A 22,076-nucleotide genomic window follows, 5' to 3' on the forward strand; every position below is an offset into this window, starting at 1 on the left:
TCAACCTTCTCACAAGCGTAGGGAAGCTCCTCGGAGATATCCTGGAGTTGAGTGCTGTAGGCACGTCGTTTCCATCACCGGGAGTGGCCAATGCAGATTCGACCGAGTGGCGGGTCTGGTCAGGCTTTGCGTATTCTGACTGCGATTCTGGCATTTTCCCTGTTGCTCTTCGCTTCCTACGCAGGTGCTGGGTCGCCCGCCAACTGCGACAAAATGGGCCAGGAAATCCGCACCCGCTACGATGCCCATCTTGAGGGCTTCTCCATCAGCAAGCAGAGGCATTACGCGCAGCGCCTCTACCGGATAACCGGTAACAAGGACTATCTTCACGGGAATCTGCGTTACGCCCGGCGTCTACTGGGCAGGCTGCGTGTCGATATCGCCGGGTTGAAGCTGCCAGGTTATGCCTTGATGCAAAGCCGGAAAGTGGTGGAGGACTATGCTTCCCGCACCGAGAAGCAGCGGGCCCGCAAGGAGATGCTGGGCACATGGGGTGAGATCGCCTATGCCAAGAACCTGGCGTTCCGGCTGGTACAGGCGAAGTACCATGGTTTGCTGCACGAGGCTTTCCTGCCCGATTACCAGCGTGCGCTGTCCTATCTGGCTTCAGTGGATTTCCGCGCCTTCCTGAGCGACCCTGAAGTGCTTCGCGTATATGCCCCCCAGGTGGCCAATCAGCTCTATTACCTGCATGAACTCGGCGTATCGGATCTGCGTGGGCCAGTGCTCGCCGCCTTCCGGGACCTTTATCCGCCCGCGCGCGACGGTGCTCTCTCACGGGCCGAATACCGCAACAAGATCTATGGCATGACACACTTCGTCATCGCCGCCAGCCGTTACTACCAGCAGCCTGTCCAGCGTCAGGAATTCGACTGGATACTCGCGTATTTCGAAGAGAATCTGGAGGTCATCCTGCGAAGGACCAAGGAGGACATCTATACTGAAGTTGCCTTGAGTTTCCTGTTGGCCGGAGAAGAGAAGCATGCGGCGGTGGAGCGTATCCGGCAGGCGCTCCGGGAAGTCTATGACCCCGAGGCCGCCATGATTCCGTCCGAGACGGGCGAAACAGGGGATCTGGCCGCAGGCGAGCACCGCAATGTCCTGGCCGTCATGCTGTTCTGCTGGCCCGAGCAGCTTCATGTGGGCCCGGATCTGTCCGACCTGGTTTCCCGCCGTGTACAATGAGCCGGCCAGGCGTCAGCTGTTTTCTTCCTCGATAAGATGTTCGAGCGGCAAGGCTTGGCAGGTGATCGGGGACTTGATGACGATGTAGCTGAAGTACTTCTCGATCCCGATTCTGCGGTCCAGCAGGTTTTCCATCAGCTGCTGGTAGTCCGATACACTGCGGGATACGAACTTCAGAAGGTAGTCATAACCGCCACTGACCAGATGGCATTCCATGAGTTCGGGGGTCTGCCGGATACCGGCCTCGAAGCGCACAAAGTCCTCGCGCCGATGATCGCGCAGGGTCACCTCCGTGAAGACCGTGATGCAGTCGGCCAAGCGCTGCAGGGCGATGCGGGCACCGTAACCGGAGATATAGCCGGCCGCCTCCAGCCGTTTGACGCGCTGCAGGCAGGGGCTCTGGGATAGCCCGACCGCATCGGCGAGCGCGGCATTGGTCATGCGCCCGTTCTCCTGAAGCTGTACGAGGATCTTCAGGTCGATGCGGTCGAGTTTTCCGGTTCGGCTCATGGCTTTGGAGCGTGCGAGACTTCAGCCCCGAAGCTCTTCCTGGTGAGCCTTTACCAGGTCAGCCATGCTGTTGAAGGTAAATGCGCAGCTGGGCATCTTTCCCGGGTTCATGGTCGCGCCGAATCCTTCCTTGTCATGCCGGCGGTAGATCCAGCAGGAGGTCAGGTCGTTGTTGTCGGCGGGCACATGGTCGTGGAACATGCTTTCGGCCGTATGCAGGATGTCCTTCTTCTCGATGCCGTGCCGGCCCAGCTGTTCCAGCATGTAGTCGAAGTTGCGCTGGTTGGGCTTGTAGGAGCCCATGTCCTCGGCGGTGAAGATGGCGTCGAAATCAACCTGCAGCTTGCGGCGCGCACCTTCGAAGGAGGTGTTGTCCACGTTGGACAGGATGACGAGCTTGTAGTGGCGCTTGAGGTACTGCAGGGCGCCGGCGCTGTCCTCGAAAGCCGGCCAGTCAGGACACGAATTCCCATAGGCCATGCACTCGTCCCAGGAAACTTTCAGGCCCCATTCCTCGGCCAGGCGCTTGTAGACCACGGCCAGCAGTTCCGGATACTTCTTCGCCGGTGTCTGCTTCTGCGCATGGGATTCGTGAAAAGCGTGGGCCTCGAGGACTTCGTTATGGCTTGGCTTCTTGTCCAGCCTGTCGATCAAGGGCTTGGTGCCGGTGATCATGGCGCTTTCCCAGTCGATCAGGGTGCCATAGCAGTCGAACGTGAGTACTTTGAAATCAGTCAATCGCATCTCTTACCTCCGGTATATCCAGGATGTCGTTGAGGGTCTTGGTCAGGCGGTCGGCCATCAGGTCCACTTCGTCAAGCGAGATCGATAGCGGCGGCGCCAGCCCGATGATGTCGTCGGCAAAGGCTCGGAAGATCACGCCGTTGGCGTAGCCGTGTTTTGCCAGGAATTTGCTGAGGCCCAATTCCGGCGAGGGTTTCGTCTTCTCGCTCTTGTTCGTGACCAGTTCTATTCCGGCCAGCAGCCCGCGGGAGCGGACATCGCCGACCAGCGGATGGTCCGCCAGTTCCCCGAGCCTCTGGGCGAAGCGTGCGGCGCTCTTTTGTCCGTTGGCGAGAATGCCGCCTTCAGTGTAGAGCCGCAGGACTTCGAGTCCCACCGCCGCGCTGACGGGATGACCTGAATAGGTGAAGCCGTGACCCACCGGAGCACCCGCTTTCGCGTTGTCCGCGATGGCACGGTAGAAGGGGTCCGAAAGCAGGACTGCGCCCATGGGCGAATAACCCGCTGTCAGGCCCTTGGCCAGCGTCATGATGTCCGGGGTGACCTCTTCGCCCTCGCAGGCGAACATGGGGCCGGTGCGCCCAAAACCGGTGATCACCTCGTCGGCGATGAACAGGATATCAAGGCGCCGGCAGGCCTCGCGCATGGCCTTCAGCCAGCCCTGGGGCGGCACGATGACACCGCCCGAGCCCTGGATCGGCTCGGCGATGAAGGCGGCAACGCTCTCGGGGCCCAGTTCTTCCACCTTGGCCTCCAGTTCGGCGACACTGTCACGGATGACGGTGTCCGAGTCACTGCCTTCGGGATGCCGATAGGGATAGGGGGAAGAGATGTAGTGCTGCCAGGGCAGGGGCAGGTCGAAGCCTTCATGGAAGACGGGCAGGGCTGTCAGTCCAGAGCCCACGGAGGAGGAGCCGTGATAGCCGCGCTTGAGCGAGATGAAGTGCTTCTTCTCCGGCTGGCCGGTGAAATTGTAGTAGGCGCGTACAAGCTTGACGGCAGAATCGACGGCATCGGACCCGCCCAGGGTGAAGAAGGCATGATTCAGGTCGCCCGGTGCCAGTTCAGCCAGTCGTGTCGCCAGGCGGATTGCGGGTTCGCTGGAAAAGTGGAAATAGCCCGTGGCGTAGGGCAGCCGGCGCATCTGTTCGGCGGCCACCTCGACAATGCTCTCATGGCCATAGCCGACGTTGACGCACCAGAGCCCGGCAAAGGCGTCCAGAGATTCATGGCCTTCACTGTCGGTGACATAGACGCCCTGGGCTTTCTGCAGAACCGTGGCTCCGGTTTCTTCGTGCCCGCGCCAGGAAATCACGGGATGAACCAGATGGTCCCGGTCGAGTTCGATCAGGGAATTGGAGATCATTGGGAAGCCCCTTTCTGTGATGTCGGCCAAGTATAGGCCGCCTTGGCAAAACAGCTTGCTGAAGACAGTCGGTTGAAACGCAACCCCTTTGCTTCAGCCTGTGTTTCTCCGCATCTCCTGCCGTTCAGGCTACACCGGTTCCTAGATCGAACCGTCAGGTATCTCGACGGCTTGGATGTTGCGTGTCGAGGGTGAAAGCGCGGCCAGAGTCTGGGAGACGCGATTGCGAAACAAGGTGTTGTGTTCTCCGGCCAATTTTTCGGCTTCCTCAGAATCGCGGTTGCGAATGGCCTCGAAAATCTGGCGGTGATCCTCGACTGTCCGTTCCAGATGAGGTTTGAGAGGTGGAATTTCGGTGTAATGTTCGCTGAAACAGACTCGGATGATCCGCAAGCCTTCGCACATTACCCGATTATAGGCATGCTCTAGGAAGGGGTTACGGGCGGCCGCCGCAATTGCCAGGTGAAAGCGGTGATTGGCCTCTGTCAGGTCGAGACTGGCCTCATCGGCTGCATGGACTTCGAAGGTCCTCAGTTCCTCTTCGATCAACTCCAGATCCTCGGGTTGATGGCGAATCGCGGCCAGTTTGGTCACGGCGCGTTGAACAAGATCCAGGGCCTCGAAAAAACTGCGCAGATTGGCCAGGTCCAGGGGTGCCACGCGTGCACCGCGTCCACGCTGTATCGTCACCAGACCCTCTGAAGCCAAGCGAATCAGGGCTTCGCGGACAGGCGTTCTGGAAAGATGCAGCAGCGCAACCAGATGGCCTTCCTCCAGCTCCATGCTTGGCGGGAATTCCAGGCTCAGGATACGCCGACGAATTTCCGAATAGGCCCTTTCGGCGCCGCCCAAAGCATTTCCGCCATTCTTCTCTTCGGCTGCTGCGTTCTTCTCCTTCGTACTCAATGATCTTACCTCCCAAGCTTCACAGCGCCCGAATATCCGGGAATCGGGCCATTCCGTCCAGAGACAGGCCTTCTTGACGTCATGTATACCTGAAGTATATGCTCCATCGCCACAACGAGAAAGCAACAATGCAAGGGGAAACCCCCATGGAGATGGACGACTCTTCCTCGAACTGGGTGGTCGGTGTTGATGTTGGTGGAACCTTCACGGATTTCTATGCCTTCGAGCGATCCAGCAAGACAATCCGGGTGCACAAGACGCCCTCGACACCGGATAATCCGGCCAACGCAATAATTGCGGGGCTCGAACATCTTGGCGAAAGCGGCGCTGTTCCGCTGGAGGCTGTCACGCGGCTTGCCCATGGGACGACGGTTGCGACCAATGCGCTGATCCAGCGCAAGGGCGGTACCGTGGCTGTGGTCACGACACGGGGCTTTCGCGATCTCCTGGAAATCGGGCGTCAGGTGCGCCCGAAGATGTATGACCTGAAGGCTGATTATCCGCCGCCTCTGGCAAATCGTGAACACCGCTTCGAGATAACCGAGCGTATTGGTGCAGACGGCGAGGTCATCACGCCGCTGGATGAATCCGAGATTGATGCACTGGTCGAGCAGCTTCGGGAAATCGGAGCCCAGGCCTGTTCGGTCTGCTTGCTGTTTGCTTACGCCAATGCCGAACACGAACAGCGCATCGGGGAGATTCTCCGGGAACGCCTGCCGGATGTTGCCGTTTCTCTTTCCAGTGAGGTGCAGCCAGAGTTCCGGGAGTTCGAGCGTTTCTCAACGACTTTGTTGAACACCTACCTGCAGCCTGTGCTCAACGCCTACATGAGCCATCTCGAGCATGAGTTGGCACGCCTCTCTCCCGAGGCGCACGTCGGTATCAACCAGTCCAGTGGCGGCCTCATGTCCATCGAACGGGCGCGCTCATTCCCCATCCGCACCGCGCTTTCGGGCCCTGCAGCCGGTGCCATGGGGGCCATTCATGTAGCCGAGCTTGCCGAACGCCCGGATATCATCACCCTGGACATGGGTGGAACGAGCGCGGACGTCGCCCTGATCCGCAACTATGAAGCCGGACTTTCCTTCGAACGTGATGTGGCGGGTTTTCCCGTCCGTCTTCCGATGGTCGATATCAATACAGTCGGTGCGGGAGGAGGCTCGATCGCCTGGTTCGACCGCGACGGCCTGGTCAAGGTGGGACCGCTTAGCGCCGGCGCAGTTCCGGGGCCTGCCTGTTACAGTCGAGGGGGCACCGAGCCCACCGTCACCGATGCGAACGCCGTCCTTGGACGCCTGTCCGTACGCGGGCTGCTGGATGGTGCCATGACTCTCGATGTCGAGTCGTCACGCAAGGTCATCCAGCCACTGGCGGACCAGATGGGCTTCAGCGTGGAGAAGACCGCGCAGGGTATCCTGGGTATCGTCACGGCCAATATGGTTCGTGCGATCCGCGCTATCTCGGTGGAGCGTGGCCATGACCCGCGCGACTGTACCCTGATGCCATTCGGCGGTGCTGGGCCTCTGCATGCCAATGCCGTGGCTAAGGCGTTGGGAGTGAGCGAGGTCATCGTGCCGCTTTCCCCGGGGATCCTTTGTGCACAGGGGCTGGTGGTTGCCGACCTGAAAGAGGACTTTGTGCGCAGCCATCGTGCACCGCTGTCGCGGGAAAGCCTGAACGCCCTTCAGGGTATCCTTGATGATCTGGTGAAGGACGCGCAGGGCTGGTTCGAGCATGAACAGATTGCCCCGGCTCAAAGGCGCATACAGCTTAGCCTGGACATGCGCTATATCGGGCAGAACTTCGAATTGCGCGTCCCTGTTGATATTGACGAAAGCAATCCGAAGCTGCCGGATGCGGAGCAGTTGCATTCTGCGTTTTTCCGTGCCCACGAGGCAAATTACGGCTTCTATAATCCTGATGACCCCGTGGAGGCCGTGAACCTGCGCATGACTGCGCGCGGAGAGTTGCCGTCCCTGCCGGTCCCGCCCGTGCCGGAAGGTGCTTCAAGTTCACCCGAACCCGTAGAGCGCCGACCTGTCTGGTTCGAGTCGGAAGAACCCGTGGAAACGCCTGTCTATCGACGTACGGACCTGGCACCCGGTTGCCGTATCGAAGGACCGGCCGTGATCGACCAGTTCGACGCCACATCGCTTGTCTATCCAGGTGACGTGGCGCGTGTTGATGACAGCCTCAGCTTGATTCTGGAGCTTGCCAAATGACCACACTCAGCCTTGCTTCGGATGCCGTTCGGCGTGAATTGGACCCGATCACGCTCGAGATCATCTCCAATGCCCTGCGTTCCGTGGCCGATGAAATGTTCGCGGCCCTGATGCGGAGTGCCTATTCCACAAACATCAAGGAACGGCACGATCACTCGACGGCTTTCTGTGACCGGGCGGGGCGCCTGATCGTCCAGGCGGATCAGTCCCTTCCGATCCACATTGCCTCCATGACAGGTCTCATGCAGACGCTGTTACGCAAGTACGACCTGTCCGAGATAGAGGAGGGGGACGTCTTCGTTGCCAACGATCCTCACGTGGCCGGCGGCACCCACCTTCCTGACATCAACCTGGCTGAGCCGGTTTTTGTCGAGGGTGAGTTGTTGGGTTTCATCTGCAACATCGCCCATCACGCAGACGTCGGCGGCATGGCGCCGGGCTCGATGGCCGGCGGCATGTCGGAGATATACCAGGAAGGCCTGCGCATTCCCCTGATCCGGTTGTTCCGAAAGGGCGAGCTGCAGCGGGACCTCTTCGACCTGATGCTGCTGAATGTGCGAATCCCCGAGGAACGGCGCGGCGATTACTATGCCCAGATCGCAGCCTGTCGTCTGGGTGTACGGCGCATGAAGGAAATTGCGGGACGCTACACTTGCGAAACGCTCAACGCGGCCTTCGACGAGATCGTCAGTCGCACGGAATTCCGCATGCGCGAGGCGCTCAAGGATATTCCCGATGGGGTCTATTCCTTCGAGGATGTCATGGACGACGATGGCGTCGGGACCACGGACATCCCCATTCGCCTGACCATCACGGCAAAGGATGGCGCGTTGAGCTTTGACTTCCGCGAGACGGCGCCTCAGGTGCCGGGAAACATAAACCTGCCGCGAAATGCCAGCCAGGCGGCCGTGGTCTATGCCCTGAAGGCGTTGCTGGACCCTGAAATCCCGAACAATCAGGGCGTCCTGGACTGCTGTGATATCCTGACGAAGGAGGGGACTCTGGTGCATTGCACCTTCCCGGCACCGGTGGCTGCCAGGGCCAATACCTCGCAACGGGTGATCGATGTCATCATCGGGGCCCTGGCCGAAGCTCTGCCAGAGCGGGTCGTCGGGGCGGCCAACGGTGCCAACACCACGGCGGTCTTCGCCGGGATCGATCCACGCACGAACCAGCATTACCTCTATTTTGAGACTCTTGGCGGGGGTTTTGGTGGTCGGGCTGACCGCGATGGCAAGGACGGCGTTCAGGTTCACATAACGAACACCTCTAATCTGCCGATCGAAGCCATCGAGACGGAATATCCCCTGCGCGTGGAAAGCTATGGTTTCGTCGAGGATTCCGGCGGCGCTGGCCGCTATCGCGGCGGACTGGGGCTGCGCCGGGTGATTCGGCCGGTTGGCCATGAGTGTATTTTCAACGGCGCCGGCGAGCGCTTCACGCATCAGCCCTGGGGCGTCTTTGGGGGACAGCCAGGGATGAGCGGACGCTTCGAGCACGTCAGTGACGCCGGAGAGACCAGGCTACTGGATGTCAAACCCTCGGGCATCAAGGTCACGCAAGCAGACGTCCTGGTCGTTGAAACCCCTGGAAGCGGTGGCTATGGAAACCCGTCGGAACGTGCGCCGGAGCAGGTTCACACGGACCTGACCAGTGGCAAGTTCACTGCGGAGTATATCCGCCGACACTATGCCCACGCGAGCAAGACAGAAACCTGATCCGGATTTTTGATTGCGAATTTACCGAGGTCAGGAGAAAAATAATCAAAAAAATACGCAAAACTCAAAGCTGAGATCCGAAAGGGAGCTTCATCGAATGATCAACAAGACACTTACCTCCATGCTGGCAGCAGGGGCCGTGACACTGGGGGCCCAGCAGGCCGCCGCTCAGAGCATGTCCTTGGACCTGGCAAACGAATACCCGCCAAGTTCGGTGCACGGTCAGTCTGCCGAAATCTTTGCCGATACGCTTGGGCGACTGTCAGGCGGCGATATCGAGATCAACCTGCATCATGGCGCGTCCCTGGGCTACAAGTCCGTGGACCAGTTCGATGCCGTGGGCGATGGTGCTCTTCCGCTTGCCAGCAGCTTCATGGGCCCCTGGGCCGGTATCGATGAGCTGTTCCTCCTGTCCTCGCTGCCCTTCCTTGCTTCGACTCCGGAACAGGTCTGGGACCTCTACCAGGCGGCGAAACCTTATTACGAGGAAGTGCTCGAAGAGAACAATCAGGTCTTTCTCTTTGCCACACCCTGGCCACCAAGTGGTCTTTGGGGCAACAAGGCCCTGGACTCCATGGAAGCTCTCGAGGGGAGCCGCATCCGCACTTATGATTCCAGCGGTACGGTTACGCTTCGTGAGGCTGGCGCGGAACCCATTCAGTTGAGCTGGGCTGATGTGGTCCCACAGCTGAGCACCGGTGGTATTGATGGCGTCCTGACATCAGCCGACGGCGGTGCCTCGGCCAGCCTCTGGGAGCAGCAGTCGCATTTCACCGAGGTCAACTATGCCAGTCCGCTGCAGGTGCTGCACATGAATCGCGATACCTACGATTCTCTCAGTGACGAGCAGAAGGAAATGGTAGAGAAAGCTGCGGCCGCTGGTGAAGCCTATGGCTGGTGGGTGTTGCCGCGCCGGCAGCAGGAGAACTATGCCAAGATGCGCGACAACGGCATGACGGTAATCGAGAATGTCTCCGACGACTACCTGAATGGTCTGAACGAGGCGGCCCAGCCGGCCATCGAGGAGTGGCGTTCCGGGATGGGTGAGCGCGGAGAAGAAATTCTCGAAGCGTACCAGGCACGTATCGACGGATAACGCCGTTTCATGTCTTGAGGGCGGCCTTTCGTGAACGAAGGCCGCCCCTTTTTTGCCTAAGGAAAGAGGAGCCCGGTGATGCGCTTCCTGCAGACCGCTATCTTCGGCCTTTCACGCGGGGCTGCTGCAATTGCAGCACTCCTACTTGTCGGCATGGTGCTGCATATTCTGCTTGAGATTCTCCTGCGGGCCTTCTTCTCCACCTCGACCTATGTTCTGGACGAGTTCGTGGGTTATGGCGTTGCGGCCGTAACCTTCTTCTCGCTCGGTTATGCGCTTGAACACGGTGCCCTCATTCGCGTGAATATTCTGCTGGGGCGTGTGAGTGGCTGGGTTCGCCGAAGTCTCGAGATTCTGGCATCGTCGCTAACTCTCGTCTTGCTAACCTATTTTGCCTGGTTCTTCTGGATCCGTTTCGAGCGAAACTGGGAGCGGGGTACCGTCAGCAGTTCGGTTGCGGAAGTGCCCATCTGGATCCCTGAAGGCATGGTTTTGTTGGGGCTCTTGCTGTTCTGGCTCCAGATGCTGGCCTACTTGCTGCGCATGATTTTGGGACCTGCTGAGCAGGCCGTTCCCTTGGCTCAAACCTATCAGAATGAGCAGACGGTAGAGGCAGTTTCCGGCAAGGGCGATAAGGAGTAATTGGAATGGAAGCTCTGATCGCAGGCCTCGTCATTCTGCTGCTGATTTTTGTTTTTCTCGGGCTGGGATTCTGGGTCTTCTCAGGCCTGTTCATGGTCAGCATCGGTGGGCTGGTCCTGTTGCAGGGGATGCCCCTGGACAGGATCGGCATCATTGCCACCAATATCATATACAGCTACTCCTCGGCCTGGGAGTTGGCGGCGATCCCGATGTTCATCTGGATGGGAGAGATCATCTTCCGAACCGACCTTTCTGATCGCCTGTTTCGTGGTCTCTCCCCCCTGGTGGATTTCATTCCCGGACGCCTGTTGCACACCAACATTATGGGGTGCACGCTGTTTGCCGCTGTCAGCGGTTCCAGCTCGGCGACCACGGCCACGGTCGGCAAGATTACCACCACCGAACTGAAGCAAAGAGGCTATGATACCAGCCTGACGATCGGGTCTCTTGCCGGGGCAGGCAGCCTGGGTTTGCTGATCCCCCCTTCGATCGTCATGATCATTTACGGGATATTGGCCGAAGTCTCGATTTCCAGACTTTTTGCAGCGGGAATACTGCCCGGTCTCCTGGTGGCTGCAATCTATTCATCGTACATCATGGTCCGTGCGGGAATTGATCCGGCAAAGGCGCCCCGCGGCGCCGAGCGGTACAGTCTGGGCGACAGGTTGTGGGGCATTGTCAATCTCCTGCCCGTTTTTTTCCTGGTGGTCATTGTCCTTGGCTCGATCTATTCCGGGATCGCAACGCCTTCGGAAGCTGCCGCCGTTGGTGTGGCCGGGGCGGTGTTCGTCACTCTGGTCATGCGTCAGATGACCTTGAATGTCTTCATCGACTCCCTGAAAGGCGCGCTCAGAACCTCGTGCATGGTTTGTAGTATCCTGATAGCAGCTGCTTTCCTGTCCACCGCGATGGGCTATCTGGGGATCCCGCGGAATTTGGCTGAGGCTATTGCCGGTATGAACCTGTCACCGGTCGCATTGATCCTGATCCTTTCCCTTTTCTACATCATGCTGGGCCTCTTCCTGGACGGGATTTCGATCATCGTGATGAGCCTTCCGGTCACCCTGCCACTGGCAACAATGGCAGGTTTCGATCCCGTCTGGTTCGGTGTCTACCTGGTGCTTATGACAGAACTGGCACAGGTTACACCGCCCGTGGGGTTCAATCTGTTCGTGATCCAGGGGCTGACAGGTGAATCCATCGGCAAGGTGGCCAAGGCGGCTTTCCCCTTTTTCCTCCTGATGTGCCTGTCCGTGGCCATTGTCACGATCTTCCCTGAAATTGCGCTCTGGCTGCCGGAGGTATTGTTTGGATGAGTGATTTGTTGAACCAGCTTGCGCTTGCCGCATCGAAACCGGGCCAACCGGGGGTACTTTTCGAGACAGCAGACCGGGTGTTGCAGGAGCGTTTCGGGCACAAGCTTTTCACCCTTCTGGCCTTTCATCCGGAAAGCGGCGAGGTGGAACGTCTCTACAGTAGCCGCCCCGATGCCTTCCCCCTGCAGGGGCGCAAGATGATGGGCCCCACAGAGTGGGGGGCGCGTGTCCTGCACAAGGGGGAAGCTTATCTTGGGCGGAGCGTCGAGGATATTCGCTGGGCTTTTCCCGACCATGAACTCATTGCCAGCCTGGGTCTCGGCTGCATCCTGAACCGGCCTCTTGTCTGGAACGGGGAGGTGCTGGGTGTTCTCAGTCTGTTGCAAGAAGGGGAAGGGCGTTACAGCGAGGCGGATCTGGAAGATGCTACTCCATATACCTCGTTGCTGCTGCCCGGTTATTTGAAACTGAAATTCGAAGCAAGCTGATTTGGGAGAGAGTTAGACAATGACAGCGACGATTCTGGCGAACGCCAACGTTCTGGATACCGAGGCCGGTAAGCTGCTTGGCGAGCGCCATGTCCTGCTTCGGGACGGCCATATTGCGGAGGTTTCGGAAAGCCCCCTGAAGGACAGCTCTGCCGACACGTTGGACCTGAAGGGGCGCACCCTGATGCCGGGACTTTGCGATGCCCATGTTCACGTGACGGCCATTACGCCGGACTTCGCGCTGCTGAAGAAACTCTCGCCTTTCTATGTGGCCGGTCACTCCAACGATATTCTGCACGGCATGCTGATGCGCGGTTTCACCACCGTACGCGATGGCGGTGGCGCGGATTATGGACTGGCCGATGCAGTGGACGACGATGCGATCATCGGTCCGCGTGTTCTCTTCTGCGGCCAGGCTCTGTCCCAGACCGGCGGTCACGGGGATGTGCGGGGTCGCGGGGAGAATGCCCTGGACGAGTGTTTCTGCTGTGCCGGGCTGGGCCGTATCTGCGACGGCGTGCCCGAAGTGCGCCGCGCCGCGCGTGACGAGATCCGAAAGGGTGCCACGCACATCAAGATCATGGCGTCGGGCGGGGTGTCCTCGCCGACGGACCGGATCGACAGCACGCAGTTCTCGCTCGAGGAAATCGATGCTATCGTGGAAGAGGCAACTGCCGCCAACATCTACGTGATGGCCCATGCCTATACGGCGCGCGCCATCAACCGGCTATTGAGCCGCGGCGTCCGCACTATCGAACACGGTAACCTGATGGATGAGGAAAGCTGCGAGCTGTTCAAGAAGCATGGCGGTTATCTGACACCGACTCTGTCGACCTATAACGCCATTGCGAAGGAAGGCAAGGAAGCCGGGATGCCGGCGGAACTCCAGGCCAAGGTCTTCGAAGTGGTCGAGTACGGCCTTTCGGCTCTCGAAATGGCTTACAAGGCCGGGGTCAAGACGGTTTTTGGTACCGACTTGCTCGGGCAGATGCATCGCTACCAGTTGGGCGAGTTCGACCTGCGCAAGGGCATCATGCCGGCCGCCGACCTGATCCGTTCGGCCACCTGCACGGCCGCCGAAGCGTTGCAGCGCGAAGGCGAGTTCGGGGTCGTGCGCGAAGGGGCCCGCGGCGACCTTCTGGTCCTCGACGGTAACCCGCTTGAAGACATCAATGTCCTGACCGATCCGGACAAGCGCCTGAAGGCGGTGATCAAGGAAGGCAAGTTCTACAAGAACGAGCTGGCCTGAACCCATGCCGTTCAGGAGCAGCGCCCTTGAAGACCTTCAAGGGCGCTGCTTTTCGCTTCAGTCCTGCGCTTCCCCCATGTCCGGCCGCGTGGCTGGGCCAAAGGCCTCTTCAAGTGCAAGGGAAATGGACAGAAGATCCGCCTCGCTGTCCGCAGGACACATGACCTGGAAGCCGATGGGCAGGCCACCGTCCTGGCGCGGAAGCGGGATGGTGGAGGCGCATAGTTCCAGGTAGTTGCCCGGCTGGGTGTTGCGCGTCATGGAAAGTGCGAATGCCAGTCCTGTCTTGGGGTCTGACAGATCCTCAACCGGCAGAGCCGTCGAGGCTGTTGTGGGGCTGATCCAGCCGTCCAGCCCGTCGAAGCGGGCATGAGCACTGACAATGCTGTCCTCGCGCCGATTCTCCAGGGCAACATGATCGATGGCTTTGACCTCGAGCGCGCTTTCGATCCGCCCGGCAATGACGGGATCGATCAGGTGCTTGCCCTCCTGGAATCTTTCGCGCCCCAGACTGGCCAGCAGGCTGACCGGCAGAGAGACGGGGAAGTAATCTTCGCGCTCCGGCGCCTCGGGCAGCGTCATGTCTTGCAAGGCCACGCCGGCGCGGGACAACTGGTCCAGGGCAGTATCCATGGCGCCGGCCACATCCGGGGCCAGATCGTCGAAGAAATAGTTTTCCGGCCGCCCGAACAGCAGGGAGGGCAAGCGCGCCGGCTGGGCCAGGTGACAGCGCGGATCGGCTTCGTCCATGCCCATGGCCTGGTTGAGGGCGGCAAAGGCAATGGCCGAATCACGAGCCGTGCGGGTCAGCAGGCCCAGCGTGTCCAGGTGCGGGGCCAGGGCCACGCTGCCTTCATTGGACCAGAGGCCGAAGGTGGTTTTCAACCCGAACAGACCGTTCAGTGCTGCCGGCACCCGGACGGAGCCCCCCGTGTCGGAACCGATGGAAAAGGCGCAGAGCCCGGCGGCTGCTGCCACGCCCGAACCCGAGCTGGAGCCGCCCGGCAGGCGATGGTTGTCCAGGTCCCAGGGGTTCCAGGGAGTGCCGCGACTTTCCGAGACACCTGTGATTCCCAGGGCGAATTCCACCATCTTGACCTTGCCCAGAATTACGCAACCCGCCTTCTTCAAGGCGCGCACGAACGGGCCTTCCTCGTTGCCCATCAGGTCCTGGAGTTCCAGCTTCGATCCACCTGTTGTTGGCATCCCGTCGATCACCAGTAGGTCCTTGACTGCCACCGGGACACCCATGAGCGGCCCCAGATCGACACCGGCTTCGCGCAGCTGGTCCATGGCCTGGGCTGTTTTCAGGGCCTGTTCGGCGGCAATGTACTGATAGGATCCAAGTTGCGGATCGAGCTTGGCGATGCGTTCCAGATAGGCACGAGTCACCGCCTCGGAAGTCATCTCGCCCTTGCGGAAGGCTGTCGCAAAGCCATCCAGGCCAATAGGCGCGATGGGGTCGGCAGGCAAGTTGGTCATGACGGTACCTTTCATAGAGTGCGCAGAAGCTTGACAGTCTCATGCCCCTCTGATTGTCTTTTTTCAAGCGCAGTCTAGTTTAACGAATAAAGAAGCGCTGCCTGTCCAAAGGCGCTTACACGGAAACAAGAAATTCAAACTGGGAGACAGTCCAATGAAAAGGATATTGACCGCAGCGATTGCTGCGCCACTCATGGGGTTCACGCTGCCCGCAGCGGCACAGGTCGAGGTCGGTGTCGTCAACAGCCTGTCCGGTAACTTCGCCACTTTTGGCGAGCGTTATCTGACCGGAATGGAGGTGGCGCTTGAGGAAATCAATGCCAATGGCGGCATCAATGGCGAGGAACTCGAACTGGTGATCCAGGACGACCGCTCCGAAGCCCAGAGTGCACTGGCCGCCGTTGAGGATCTCGAGAACGAAGGACTACCCCTTATCATCGGGTCCTATGCGTCCTCGATCACGGGCCCAATGGCCCAGTTGATGACACGTCAGGAAATGCCGCTGATCGTCCTTGGCAGTGCGGACAATTCGATCACCAAGCCAGGTTCGGACTGGGTGTTCCGTGCCAAGCACAACTCCTCGATCGTGGCCGGCACCTATTTCGACTACTTCGACTATTTGCGCGAAGAGCATGGCGAAGATGAGCTGCAGACAGTCGCCATGCTTTACGGCAATGCCGCCTGGCCGGTTTCCCTGGCGGAAACAGGCAAGGAGCTTGCGGAAGAGCGTGGATACGAAATCATCGGTGATGAAGCTTATGACCAGGGCACCAGCGACTTCCGTCCAATCCTGAACAACTTCCGCGCCGAAGAACCCGACATCCTCTACGTTGTCGCCTATGCCGAGGATGGCGTCGCCATCACCCGCCAGATGCGTGAGGTCGGCCTTGATAGCAAGGTTCTGGCTATCGATACGGCGGCGGCCCTGCCGAACTTCGTGGAGCAGGTCGGCGATTCCGCAGACTACGTTGCCACGGTGGTCAGCTGGAGCAAGGACGTCCAGTATCCGGGCATCGAGGACCTGACCAATCGGCTTCGTGAAGCCGCGGGTTCGGAGCCCTCCTTCTATGAGGCGGAAGGCTACCTGGCCCTGATGGTTGCGGCGGACGCCCTGCGCCGGGCGGAGTCGATGGAACGTGATGCCGTGCGCCAGGCCCTGGATGAAACCGATCTGGAAACGCCGGTGACCACGGTGACCTTCGAGGACTTCGACGGTTTCAAGAACCAGAACCCGATCCGCAGCCTGATGCTGCAGATCCAGGATGGCGAGCACGTCACGGTCTTCCCGGCGGATCTGGCCGCTGAAGACCCGATCTACCCCAATCCCAGCTGGGAAGATCGCTAATCGTGCGCTCTTCCGCACAGGAAGAGTGACCGTGACTTATTGAGGTCTGCCGGCGGACGGTGCGATGAACATCGCCTGTCCGCCGCGCGCCTTCCTTCCTGGAATAACAGCGTATGGCTGAACTGGTTTCCCTGCTCCAGAACCTATCCAACGGTCTGCTGATCGGCGGTGTCTATGCCATGATCGGCGTGGGCCTGACGCTGATCTTCGGTGTCATGCGCACGATCAACTTCGCCCATGGCGATTTCGTCGTGATGGGCATGTACACGGCCTTCGTCTTCAACATGATCCTCGGCTGGGACCCCTATTTCTCGTTGCTGGTGGCCCTGCCGGCCGGCTTCCTGCTGGGCGTGCTGCTGGAACGGGTGGTTCTGGCGCCGATCGTGGACAAGCCCCACGAGACCTCCCTGTTGGCGACACTGGGAATCTCTTTGATCATCGGCAACGGCCTGCTGCTGATCTTCGGCGGGGAATCCAAGTCGGTCCATGTTGACTATGCCTCCATGGCCCTGTCCCTTGGCGAGGTTAAGATATCGGTCATCCTGCTGCTGGCCGGTGCCGTGACCGCGCTGGTGATCGGGGGGCTTTATCTCCTGCTTCACCATACGGAGTTCGGCCGTTCCATCCGGGCTACGGCCGAGAACCGCCTGGGCGCGGAACTCGTTGGCATCAACACGCGACGCATCCAGGGGGCGGTCTTCGGCCTGGGCATGATGCTGGCCATGACGGCCGGCGTGGCCCTGATCCCCTTGCTGTTTGCCACGCCCACCGCCACAGGTCCCATCCTGACCCTGAAGGCCTTTGTCGTGATCGTCCTCGGTGGACTGGGCCGGGTCGGTGCGGCAGTAGCTGGTGGCCTGGTCCTGGGCATGGTCGAGGTCCTGGGTGCGGCCTACATCGCCTCGGCCTATCGTGACGCCTATGGCCTGCTCTTTTTCCTGATCATCCTGCTGTTCAAGCCGGAGGGTCTTTTCGGACGCTCGGTGAAACGCGTATGACACGTCATCTCATAGGTTTGCTGGTCCTGCTGATTGCCGGGCTCATCTATCCGTGGATCCTGCCCAGCGCGCTGACCGTTGGTGTCACGATCCTGCTGTTTGCCGGTTGGGCAACGGCCTGGGATATCCTGGGTGGCTGGGCCGGACAGGTCAGCCTGGGACATGCCTGCTTTGTCGGGATTGGCGCCTATTTCGTCGCCATTGGCGCGACGGAGTATGCCATGGCGCCCTGGTGGACCATCCTGATGGCTATTGCCGTTGCCAGTGTGCTGGCCCTGGCCTGGGGCAGTCTGACCTTCAAGCTGCACGGTCCTTACTTCACCCTTTCGACGATTGCCATTGCCGAGATGCTGCGTCTGGTCGCCATCAACGAGGATTGGCTGACGGGGGGCGCCACGGGCGTCTTCATCGATTGGCTGCCTACGCCCTTCGGGATCGATCTCTTCGCGCGGGAGACCCAGTACTACCTGGCACTGGCCTTCGCCGTCGGCGTGATGGCCACCATCATCGGCATATCGCGCAGCCGCTTCGGCTATCAGTTGCGCGCGGTGCGCGAGGACGAGAATTCGGCCATGGCGGCCGGCATCGATCCGACACGCACCAAGCTGAAGGCCTTCATGCTCTCCGCGTCCCTTACGGCTGTGGGCGGCGGAATCTATGGCATGATGCTGTCGTTCCTGGAGCCGCACATCCTGTTCTATCTGCTGCTGTCGGTACAGATCGCACTGACCGGGATCATCGGCGGGCGCGGGACCATCTGGGGCCCGCTGGTCGGCGCCGTGCTTCTGGTTTCGGCCGGCGAGATCTTCCGCACCAGCTTTGCCGAGGCCAACCTGCTGATCTATGGCGTCCTGATCCTGCTGGTCATCCTGTTCCTGCCCAGCGGCATCATCGGCGAGTTCAATCGGCGCCTGACAAGGAGGCTCTATGCCAGACGCGCTCAAGGCTGAGGGGATCACGGTCCGTTTCGGCGGCGTGGTGGCGGTGGACAATGTCTCCCTGTCGCTGCAGCCGAAGGAAATCCTGGGCCTGATCGGTCCGAACGGGGCCGGCAAGACCACGCTGTTCAATGCCGTGACCGGCTTTGTTCCGGCGGACAGCGGTACGGTCACCTTCTTCGATCGCGATGTGTCTTCAGAGCCGCCCTACAAGCGGGCCCAGGCAGGGATGGGGCGGACATTCCAGACCGAGCGTCCTTTCGAGGAGCTGACCGTCCTGGAGAACGTGCTGGTTTCCGCCTTCCTGAACAAGCCGCGGCGCAAGGATGCCGAGAAGCTGGCCATGGCGATGCTGCAACGTGTCGAGCTGGACGATCGCTACGATCAGCCGGCCGGCGATCTGAACCTGGCACGCCGGCGCCGGCTGGAACTGGCCAAGGCCCTGGCGATCCAGCCCAGGGTTCTGTTCCTGGACGAGGTCATGGCCGGCCTCAACCCGCCCGCCCTGCGCGAGATGATCGGCCTTGTCAGAACCCTCAGCCAGGAGGGACTGGGCATCCTGATGGTGGAGCACATCATGGAGGCCATTATCGAGTTGTCCGACCATGTCATCGTGCTGGCCAGCGGTCAGAAGATTGCCGAGGGCACGCCGCAGGAGGTCACCAGCAACCCTCAGGTCATTGAAGCCTATCTGGGAACGGATTGATGTCGAAGCCCATCCTGAGTGTCGAGCATGTGGATCTTGGTTATGGCAGCCTGAAGGTCGTCTTCGATTTCTCCCTTCAGGTTGCCGAGGGCGAGCTGGTCGGTCTCGTGGGCGGCAATGGCAGTGGAAAGTCCACGGTCCTGCGCGCCATATCGGGCATGATCCGGCCCTGGAGCGGGCAGATCCTGTTCGACGGAGAAGAGGTCTCTGGCGCCAAGCCGCACCAGATGGCCGAGCGTGGCTTGGCGCACGTGCCCATGGGACGCCAGCTCTTTCCCAACATGTCGGTGCAGGAAAACCTGATGCTGGGCGCCTATCTGCCGGAGGCGCGCGCCCGGCGTGACGAGAGTCTGTCGGAAGTGCACGCGCTGTTTCCGGATCTGGTCAAGTATGCCCGTTCGCCGGCGGGTGAACTGTCCGGCGGCCAGCAACAGATGGTGGCGATTGCCCGTGCGCTGATGCTGCGCCCCAAGATGCTGATCATGGACGAGCCAAGTCTGGGCCTCTCGCCGATCCTGGTGAAGGAGGTGATGGCCTCGATCCGGCGCGTGTCCGAAACGGGCCTGCCGATCCTGCTGGTCGAGCAGAACGTGAAGCAGGTGCTCACCGTCAGCGATCGCGCCTATGTGCTGGAGAACGGCAAGCAGGTCCTGGATGGCCCCTCCAAGGATCTGGAGGGTGACCCCATGATCAAGAAGGCCTATCTGGGGCTCTGAGTTGCTGTACCCAATTGGGCGCTTTCACGCCTCCGCGCAGTCGATACAGCGCGGTGCCGTGGGATCCAGCTCCAGTCGTTTGGGGGCGATTTCCTCGCCGCAGGCGACGCAATAGCCGAATTCGTCTTCCTCGATGCGCTTGAGCGCGGCGTCGATCTTGCGCAGGCGGGTCTGGCGGCGCTGTTCCGAGGCCTTGGCCATGGCTTGGACCTGCATGGCGTCCATTCGGGACAGCCGGCCCACGGATTGCTGGTCCAGCTCCACGGGGCGCCGGTCAGCACTGGTGCTTTCGGCCTGCTGACGCAGCGCCTCGCGCTCCTGGATCAGGCGCTGTCGGTAGTCTTCCATAGTCATCATGGGCGCAGGCTAGCCCAGCGTGCAGACAAGGAAAAGACTTGCCAAAGGATAAGCCCCGCTGCAGCAGAGCACAGGCGGGGCAGATCCCAGGGATACGAAAGCGCTCAGAAGCTCAGGTTGGCCCCCAGATAGACCGTGCGCCCGCGCTCTGCAAAGCTGTAGTCATCGTCAGGGTCGTCGGTTCGCTTGTCGAAGATATTGGTAACGCCGCCCCGCAGTTCGAAGCTGTCGGTAAAGCGGTGATTTATGCCGATATCGAAGAGAGCATAACCCTCGATGTCATCGCCTTTGCCGCTTCGCCCATAGGTCCGCTGCTCGCCGATGTATTCGCCGCTCAGGAAGGCCGTGGTCCGATCATCGATGAACCAGTCGAAACGCCCGTTGATGCTGTGCCGAGAACGATTGGCCAACAGCTTGTCGGTGTCCCGGTTGCGCGCATCAAGAAAGGTATAGTTGGCGGTGACGCGGCCGAAGTCGGAGACAACGTGGTTGGCAGTCATCTCGATGCCCCGGATGCGGGCCTTGTCTATGTTTATAGGCTCGTAAGTGCCGCCGTCACCTTGCCGCGGAATATCAATCAGGTCATCGACGTCGTTCTGAAAGACTGTCAGTGACGTGCCCCAATCCCGTTTGTCATAGGCTATGGACAGCTCGTAGTTCGTGCTTGTTTCGGGTTCCAGGTCCGGGTTGCCTACTATCGTGCAGGCGCCTCGACAGCTCGTGACCACCGAGTCCGTGCTGAGTTGCCGGAGCGTGGGGGCTTTGAAACCGGTGCTTACACCGCCCTTCAGAGTCAACTCACTCGTGGGCCTGTATACCAGATATCCACGGGGTGTCAGATGTGTGCCGAAGTACTTGTTGTTATCCAGGCGCGCGCCCAGCAGGAGAGAGAGCTCTTCGGTGATCAGAATATCGTCCTGCAGGTAAAGGGCCTGCTGGTGGGTGCTGGCTCCACCGCTCTCGAATTCGCCAGGTGCTTCAAGATCAACCCAGCGTGCTTCACCGCCCAGTGTAAAGAAGTGTCGCCCCCAGGGAGCCGAGATATTGCCTTCAAGGGTATAATTGTTCTGAACCAGCTTGTCCTCTCCGCTGGTCGGTTCGCTGCGCTCCCAATAGGCACGCAGTTCACTTTGTCCCCAATCCCAGTCACCACGGTGCGTGAAGGACGCATCATCGCGTATTACGGTGGAGTCCATTTCATCGTAGCTGCGGAAATAGAATTTCCCGTGACGACGTTGGTAGCTGCGTCCGTATTCAGCCTCCACTGTATTCTGTTCATCGGGGGTCCAGGTCAGGCGTGCTCGACCGCTGTGATCCTGCCGCCCCTCAAGCGTGGTCAGGTTTTTTCGGTTGATGTCGGTGCCGGGAATGATTTCATCATCATAGGCTTTCCAGATTTCGCGCTTGCTCAACCCACCCAGCAGGGTAAGTCCAAGTTTTCCCGGTACAATCGGACCGCTTAAGTAGAGACTGCTGCGGTATTCCTGACCACCTTCGCCTTCCAGCGGGGTCTGGACCTGGCTGTCGAGGCTGCCCCGCCACGTGTCGGCATCCGGTTTGGTGATAATGTTGATGACACCGCCTAGGGCATCCGAGCCATAGAGGGAAGACATGCCACCGCGCACCACCTCGATACGGTCGATCGCCTCCACCGGTAGGAGCCCCAGATCATAGTCATTGTGACGGAAAACGGCTTCGCGGGAATTGACCCGCTTTCCGTCCAGCAGGATCAGGGTATAGCTGGAATCCATGCCACGAATGCTGACCTCGCGTCGCCCCTGACTGCCCGCAGTCAGGCTGATCCCGGGCAGCTGGCGCACGGCATCGCTGACGTCACCCACCGGGGCGGTCTTCAGTTCCTCGCCTGTGACGACACTGATCGAAGCGGGCGCATCCGAGATGTTCTGTTCGGATCGTGTGGCCGTGACCACAATGGGTTCCAGTGTGGCCCCATCGGCTGTTTCCTGTGCCTGGACGGGCAGGGTCATGGCCGCAGGCAGGAGTGCCAGCAGGGCCCAGGTCAATATTCTATGAAAGTGCGGATCATAAGCTTTCGCAGTCAATGAAACTTCCCCCTTCATTGTGGCCGCAT

20 protein-coding genes are annotated in these 22,076 nt (G+C 60.1%); 13 read left to right on the forward strand and 7 right to left on the reverse strand.

The genetic code is table 11. The annotated features are described in order from the left end of the window. Positions 1-90: 90 nt before the first annotated feature. Entirely contained in the window at positions 91-1,185 is a 1,095-nt protein-coding gene (locus G502_RS0100185) for a DUF3541 domain-containing protein (RefSeq protein ID WP_081649607.1), read from the forward strand. A gap of 12 nt (positions 1,186-1,197) precedes the next feature. On the opposite strand, the gene G502_RS0100190 is transcribed toward G502_RS0100185, so the two are convergent. The 4 genes from G502_RS0100190 to G502_RS17915 all read right to left on the reverse strand — a co-directional run bounded on the left by G502_RS0100190 (position 1,198) and on the right by G502_RS17915 (position 4,711). Continuing rightward, positions 1,198-1,695, reverse strand: a complete 498-nt coding sequence (locus tag G502_RS0100190; protein WP_022726648.1) for an Lrp/AsnC family transcriptional regulator — start codon at positions 1,693-1,695, stop codon at positions 1,198-1,200. A gap of 21 nt (positions 1,696-1,716) precedes the next feature. Beyond that, positions 1,717-2,433 (reverse strand): haloacid dehalogenase type II, encoded by a 717-nt coding sequence (locus G502_RS0100195; RefSeq protein WP_437123804.1) that lies wholly within the window; start codon positions 2,431-2,433, stop codon positions 1,717-1,719. Further along, positions 2,426-3,805, reverse strand: coding sequence for an aminotransferase class III-fold pyridoxal phosphate-dependent enzyme (locus G502_RS0100200; RefSeq protein ID WP_022726650.1), 1,380 nt, complete (start codon positions 3,803-3,805; stop codon positions 2,426-2,428). The genes G502_RS0100195 and G502_RS0100200 overlap by 8 nt, the downstream gene beginning before the upstream one ends. Before the next feature lie 141 nt (positions 3,806-3,946). Then, the gene (locus tag G502_RS17915; RefSeq protein WP_022726651.1) at positions 3,947-4,711 is read right to left on the reverse strand and encodes a GntR family transcriptional regulator; all 765 of its coding nucleotides are present in this window, start codon (positions 4,709-4,711) and stop codon (positions 3,947-3,949) included. A gap of 146 nt (positions 4,712-4,857) precedes the next feature. On the opposite strand from G502_RS17915, the gene G502_RS0100210 reads away from it, so the two are divergent. From G502_RS0100210 to G502_RS0100240, 7 genes are all read left to right on the forward strand, one after another. Next, on the forward strand, positions 4,858-6,933 hold the full coding sequence (locus G502_RS0100210) for a hydantoinase/oxoprolinase family protein (protein ID WP_022726652.1): 2,076 nt from the start codon (positions 4,858-4,860) through the stop codon (positions 6,931-6,933). Further along, positions 6,930-8,651 (forward strand): hydantoinase B/oxoprolinase family protein, encoded by a 1,722-nt coding sequence (locus tag G502_RS17920; protein ID WP_022726653.1) that lies wholly within the window; start codon positions 6,930-6,932, stop codon positions 8,649-8,651. The genes G502_RS0100210 and G502_RS17920 overlap by 4 nt, the downstream gene beginning before the upstream one ends. Positions 8,652-8,748: 97 nt before the next feature. After that, on the forward strand, positions 8,749-9,747 hold the full coding sequence (locus tag G502_RS0100220; protein WP_022726654.1) for a TRAP transporter substrate-binding protein: 999 nt from the start codon (positions 8,749-8,751) through the stop codon (positions 9,745-9,747). Between the two features lie 78 nt (positions 9,748-9,825). Continuing rightward, on the forward strand, positions 9,826-10,389 hold the full coding sequence (locus G502_RS17925; protein WP_081649609.1) for a TRAP transporter small permease subunit: 564 nt from the start codon (positions 9,826-9,828) through the stop codon (positions 10,387-10,389). A 5-nt stretch (positions 10,390-10,394) separates the two neighbouring features. Then, a complete protein-coding gene (locus G502_RS0100230) occupies positions 10,395-11,705 on the forward strand; it encodes a TRAP transporter large permease (RefSeq protein ID WP_022726656.1) in 1,311 nt (436 codons plus the stop codon). Next, positions 11,702-12,193, forward strand: a complete 492-nt coding sequence (locus tag G502_RS0100235) for a GAF domain-containing protein (RefSeq protein WP_022726657.1) — start codon at positions 11,702-11,704, stop codon at positions 12,191-12,193. The genes G502_RS0100230 and G502_RS0100235 overlap by 4 nt, the downstream gene beginning before the upstream one ends. A gap of 19 nt (positions 12,194-12,212) precedes the next feature. Continuing rightward, positions 12,213-13,442, forward strand: a complete 1,230-nt coding sequence (locus G502_RS0100240; RefSeq protein ID WP_022726658.1) for a metal-dependent hydrolase family protein — start codon at positions 12,213-12,215, stop codon at positions 13,440-13,442. Between the two features lie 57 nt (positions 13,443-13,499). Here G502_RS0100240 and G502_RS0100245 read toward each other — a convergent pair whose 3' ends face one another. Continuing rightward, a complete protein-coding gene (locus G502_RS0100245) occupies positions 13,500-14,924 on the reverse strand; it encodes an amidase (RefSeq protein ID WP_026988895.1) in 1,425 nt (474 codons plus the stop codon). A 154-nt stretch (positions 14,925-15,078) separates the two neighbouring features. Here G502_RS0100245 and G502_RS0100250 point away from each other — a divergent pair, with 154 nt between their 5' ends. The 5 genes from G502_RS0100250 to G502_RS0100270 all read left to right on the forward strand — a co-directional run bounded on the left by G502_RS0100250 (position 15,079) and on the right by G502_RS0100270 (position 19,627). After that, a complete protein-coding gene (locus G502_RS0100250) occupies positions 15,079-16,269 on the forward strand; it encodes an ABC transporter substrate-binding protein (RefSeq protein ID WP_026988896.1) in 1,191 nt (396 codons plus the stop codon). A gap of 113 nt (positions 16,270-16,382) precedes the next feature. Next, positions 16,383-17,267: a branched-chain amino acid ABC transporter permease gene (locus G502_RS0100255; protein ID WP_022726661.1), complete on the forward strand. Its 885-nt coding sequence runs from the start codon at positions 16,383-16,385 to the stop codon at positions 17,265-17,267. Further along, on the forward strand, positions 17,264-18,217 hold the full coding sequence (locus G502_RS0100260; RefSeq protein WP_026988897.1) for a branched-chain amino acid ABC transporter permease: 954 nt from the start codon (positions 17,264-17,266) through the stop codon (positions 18,215-18,217). The genes G502_RS0100255 and G502_RS0100260 overlap by 4 nt, the downstream gene beginning before the upstream one ends. Continuing rightward, positions 18,195-18,911 (forward strand): ABC transporter ATP-binding protein, encoded by a 717-nt coding sequence (locus G502_RS0100265; protein WP_026988898.1) that lies wholly within the window; start codon positions 18,195-18,197, stop codon positions 18,909-18,911. The genes G502_RS0100260 and G502_RS0100265 overlap by 23 nt, the downstream gene beginning before the upstream one ends. Next, a complete protein-coding gene (locus G502_RS0100270) occupies positions 18,911-19,627 on the forward strand; it encodes an ABC transporter ATP-binding protein (protein ID WP_022726662.1) in 717 nt (238 codons plus the stop codon). The genes G502_RS0100265 and G502_RS0100270 overlap by 1 nt, the downstream gene beginning before the upstream one ends. A gap of 24 nt (positions 19,628-19,651) precedes the next feature. Here G502_RS0100270 and G502_RS0100275 read toward each other — a convergent pair whose 3' ends face one another. Beyond that, positions 19,652-19,984, reverse strand: coding sequence for a TraR/DksA family transcriptional regulator (locus G502_RS0100275; protein ID WP_026988900.1), 333 nt, complete (start codon positions 19,982-19,984; stop codon positions 19,652-19,654). A gap of 104 nt (positions 19,985-20,088) precedes the next feature. Then, entirely contained in the window at positions 20,089-22,047 is a 1,959-nt protein-coding gene (locus tag G502_RS0100280; protein ID WP_162140922.1) for a TonB-dependent receptor domain-containing protein, read from the reverse strand. Positions 22,048-22,076 lie beyond the last annotated feature (29 nt).

The sequence above is a fragment of the Fodinicurvata sediminis DSM 21159 genome (assembly GCF_000420625.1).
Lineage (GTDB): Bacteria > Pseudomonadota > Alphaproteobacteria > Kiloniellales > DSM-21159 > Fodinicurvata > Fodinicurvata sediminis.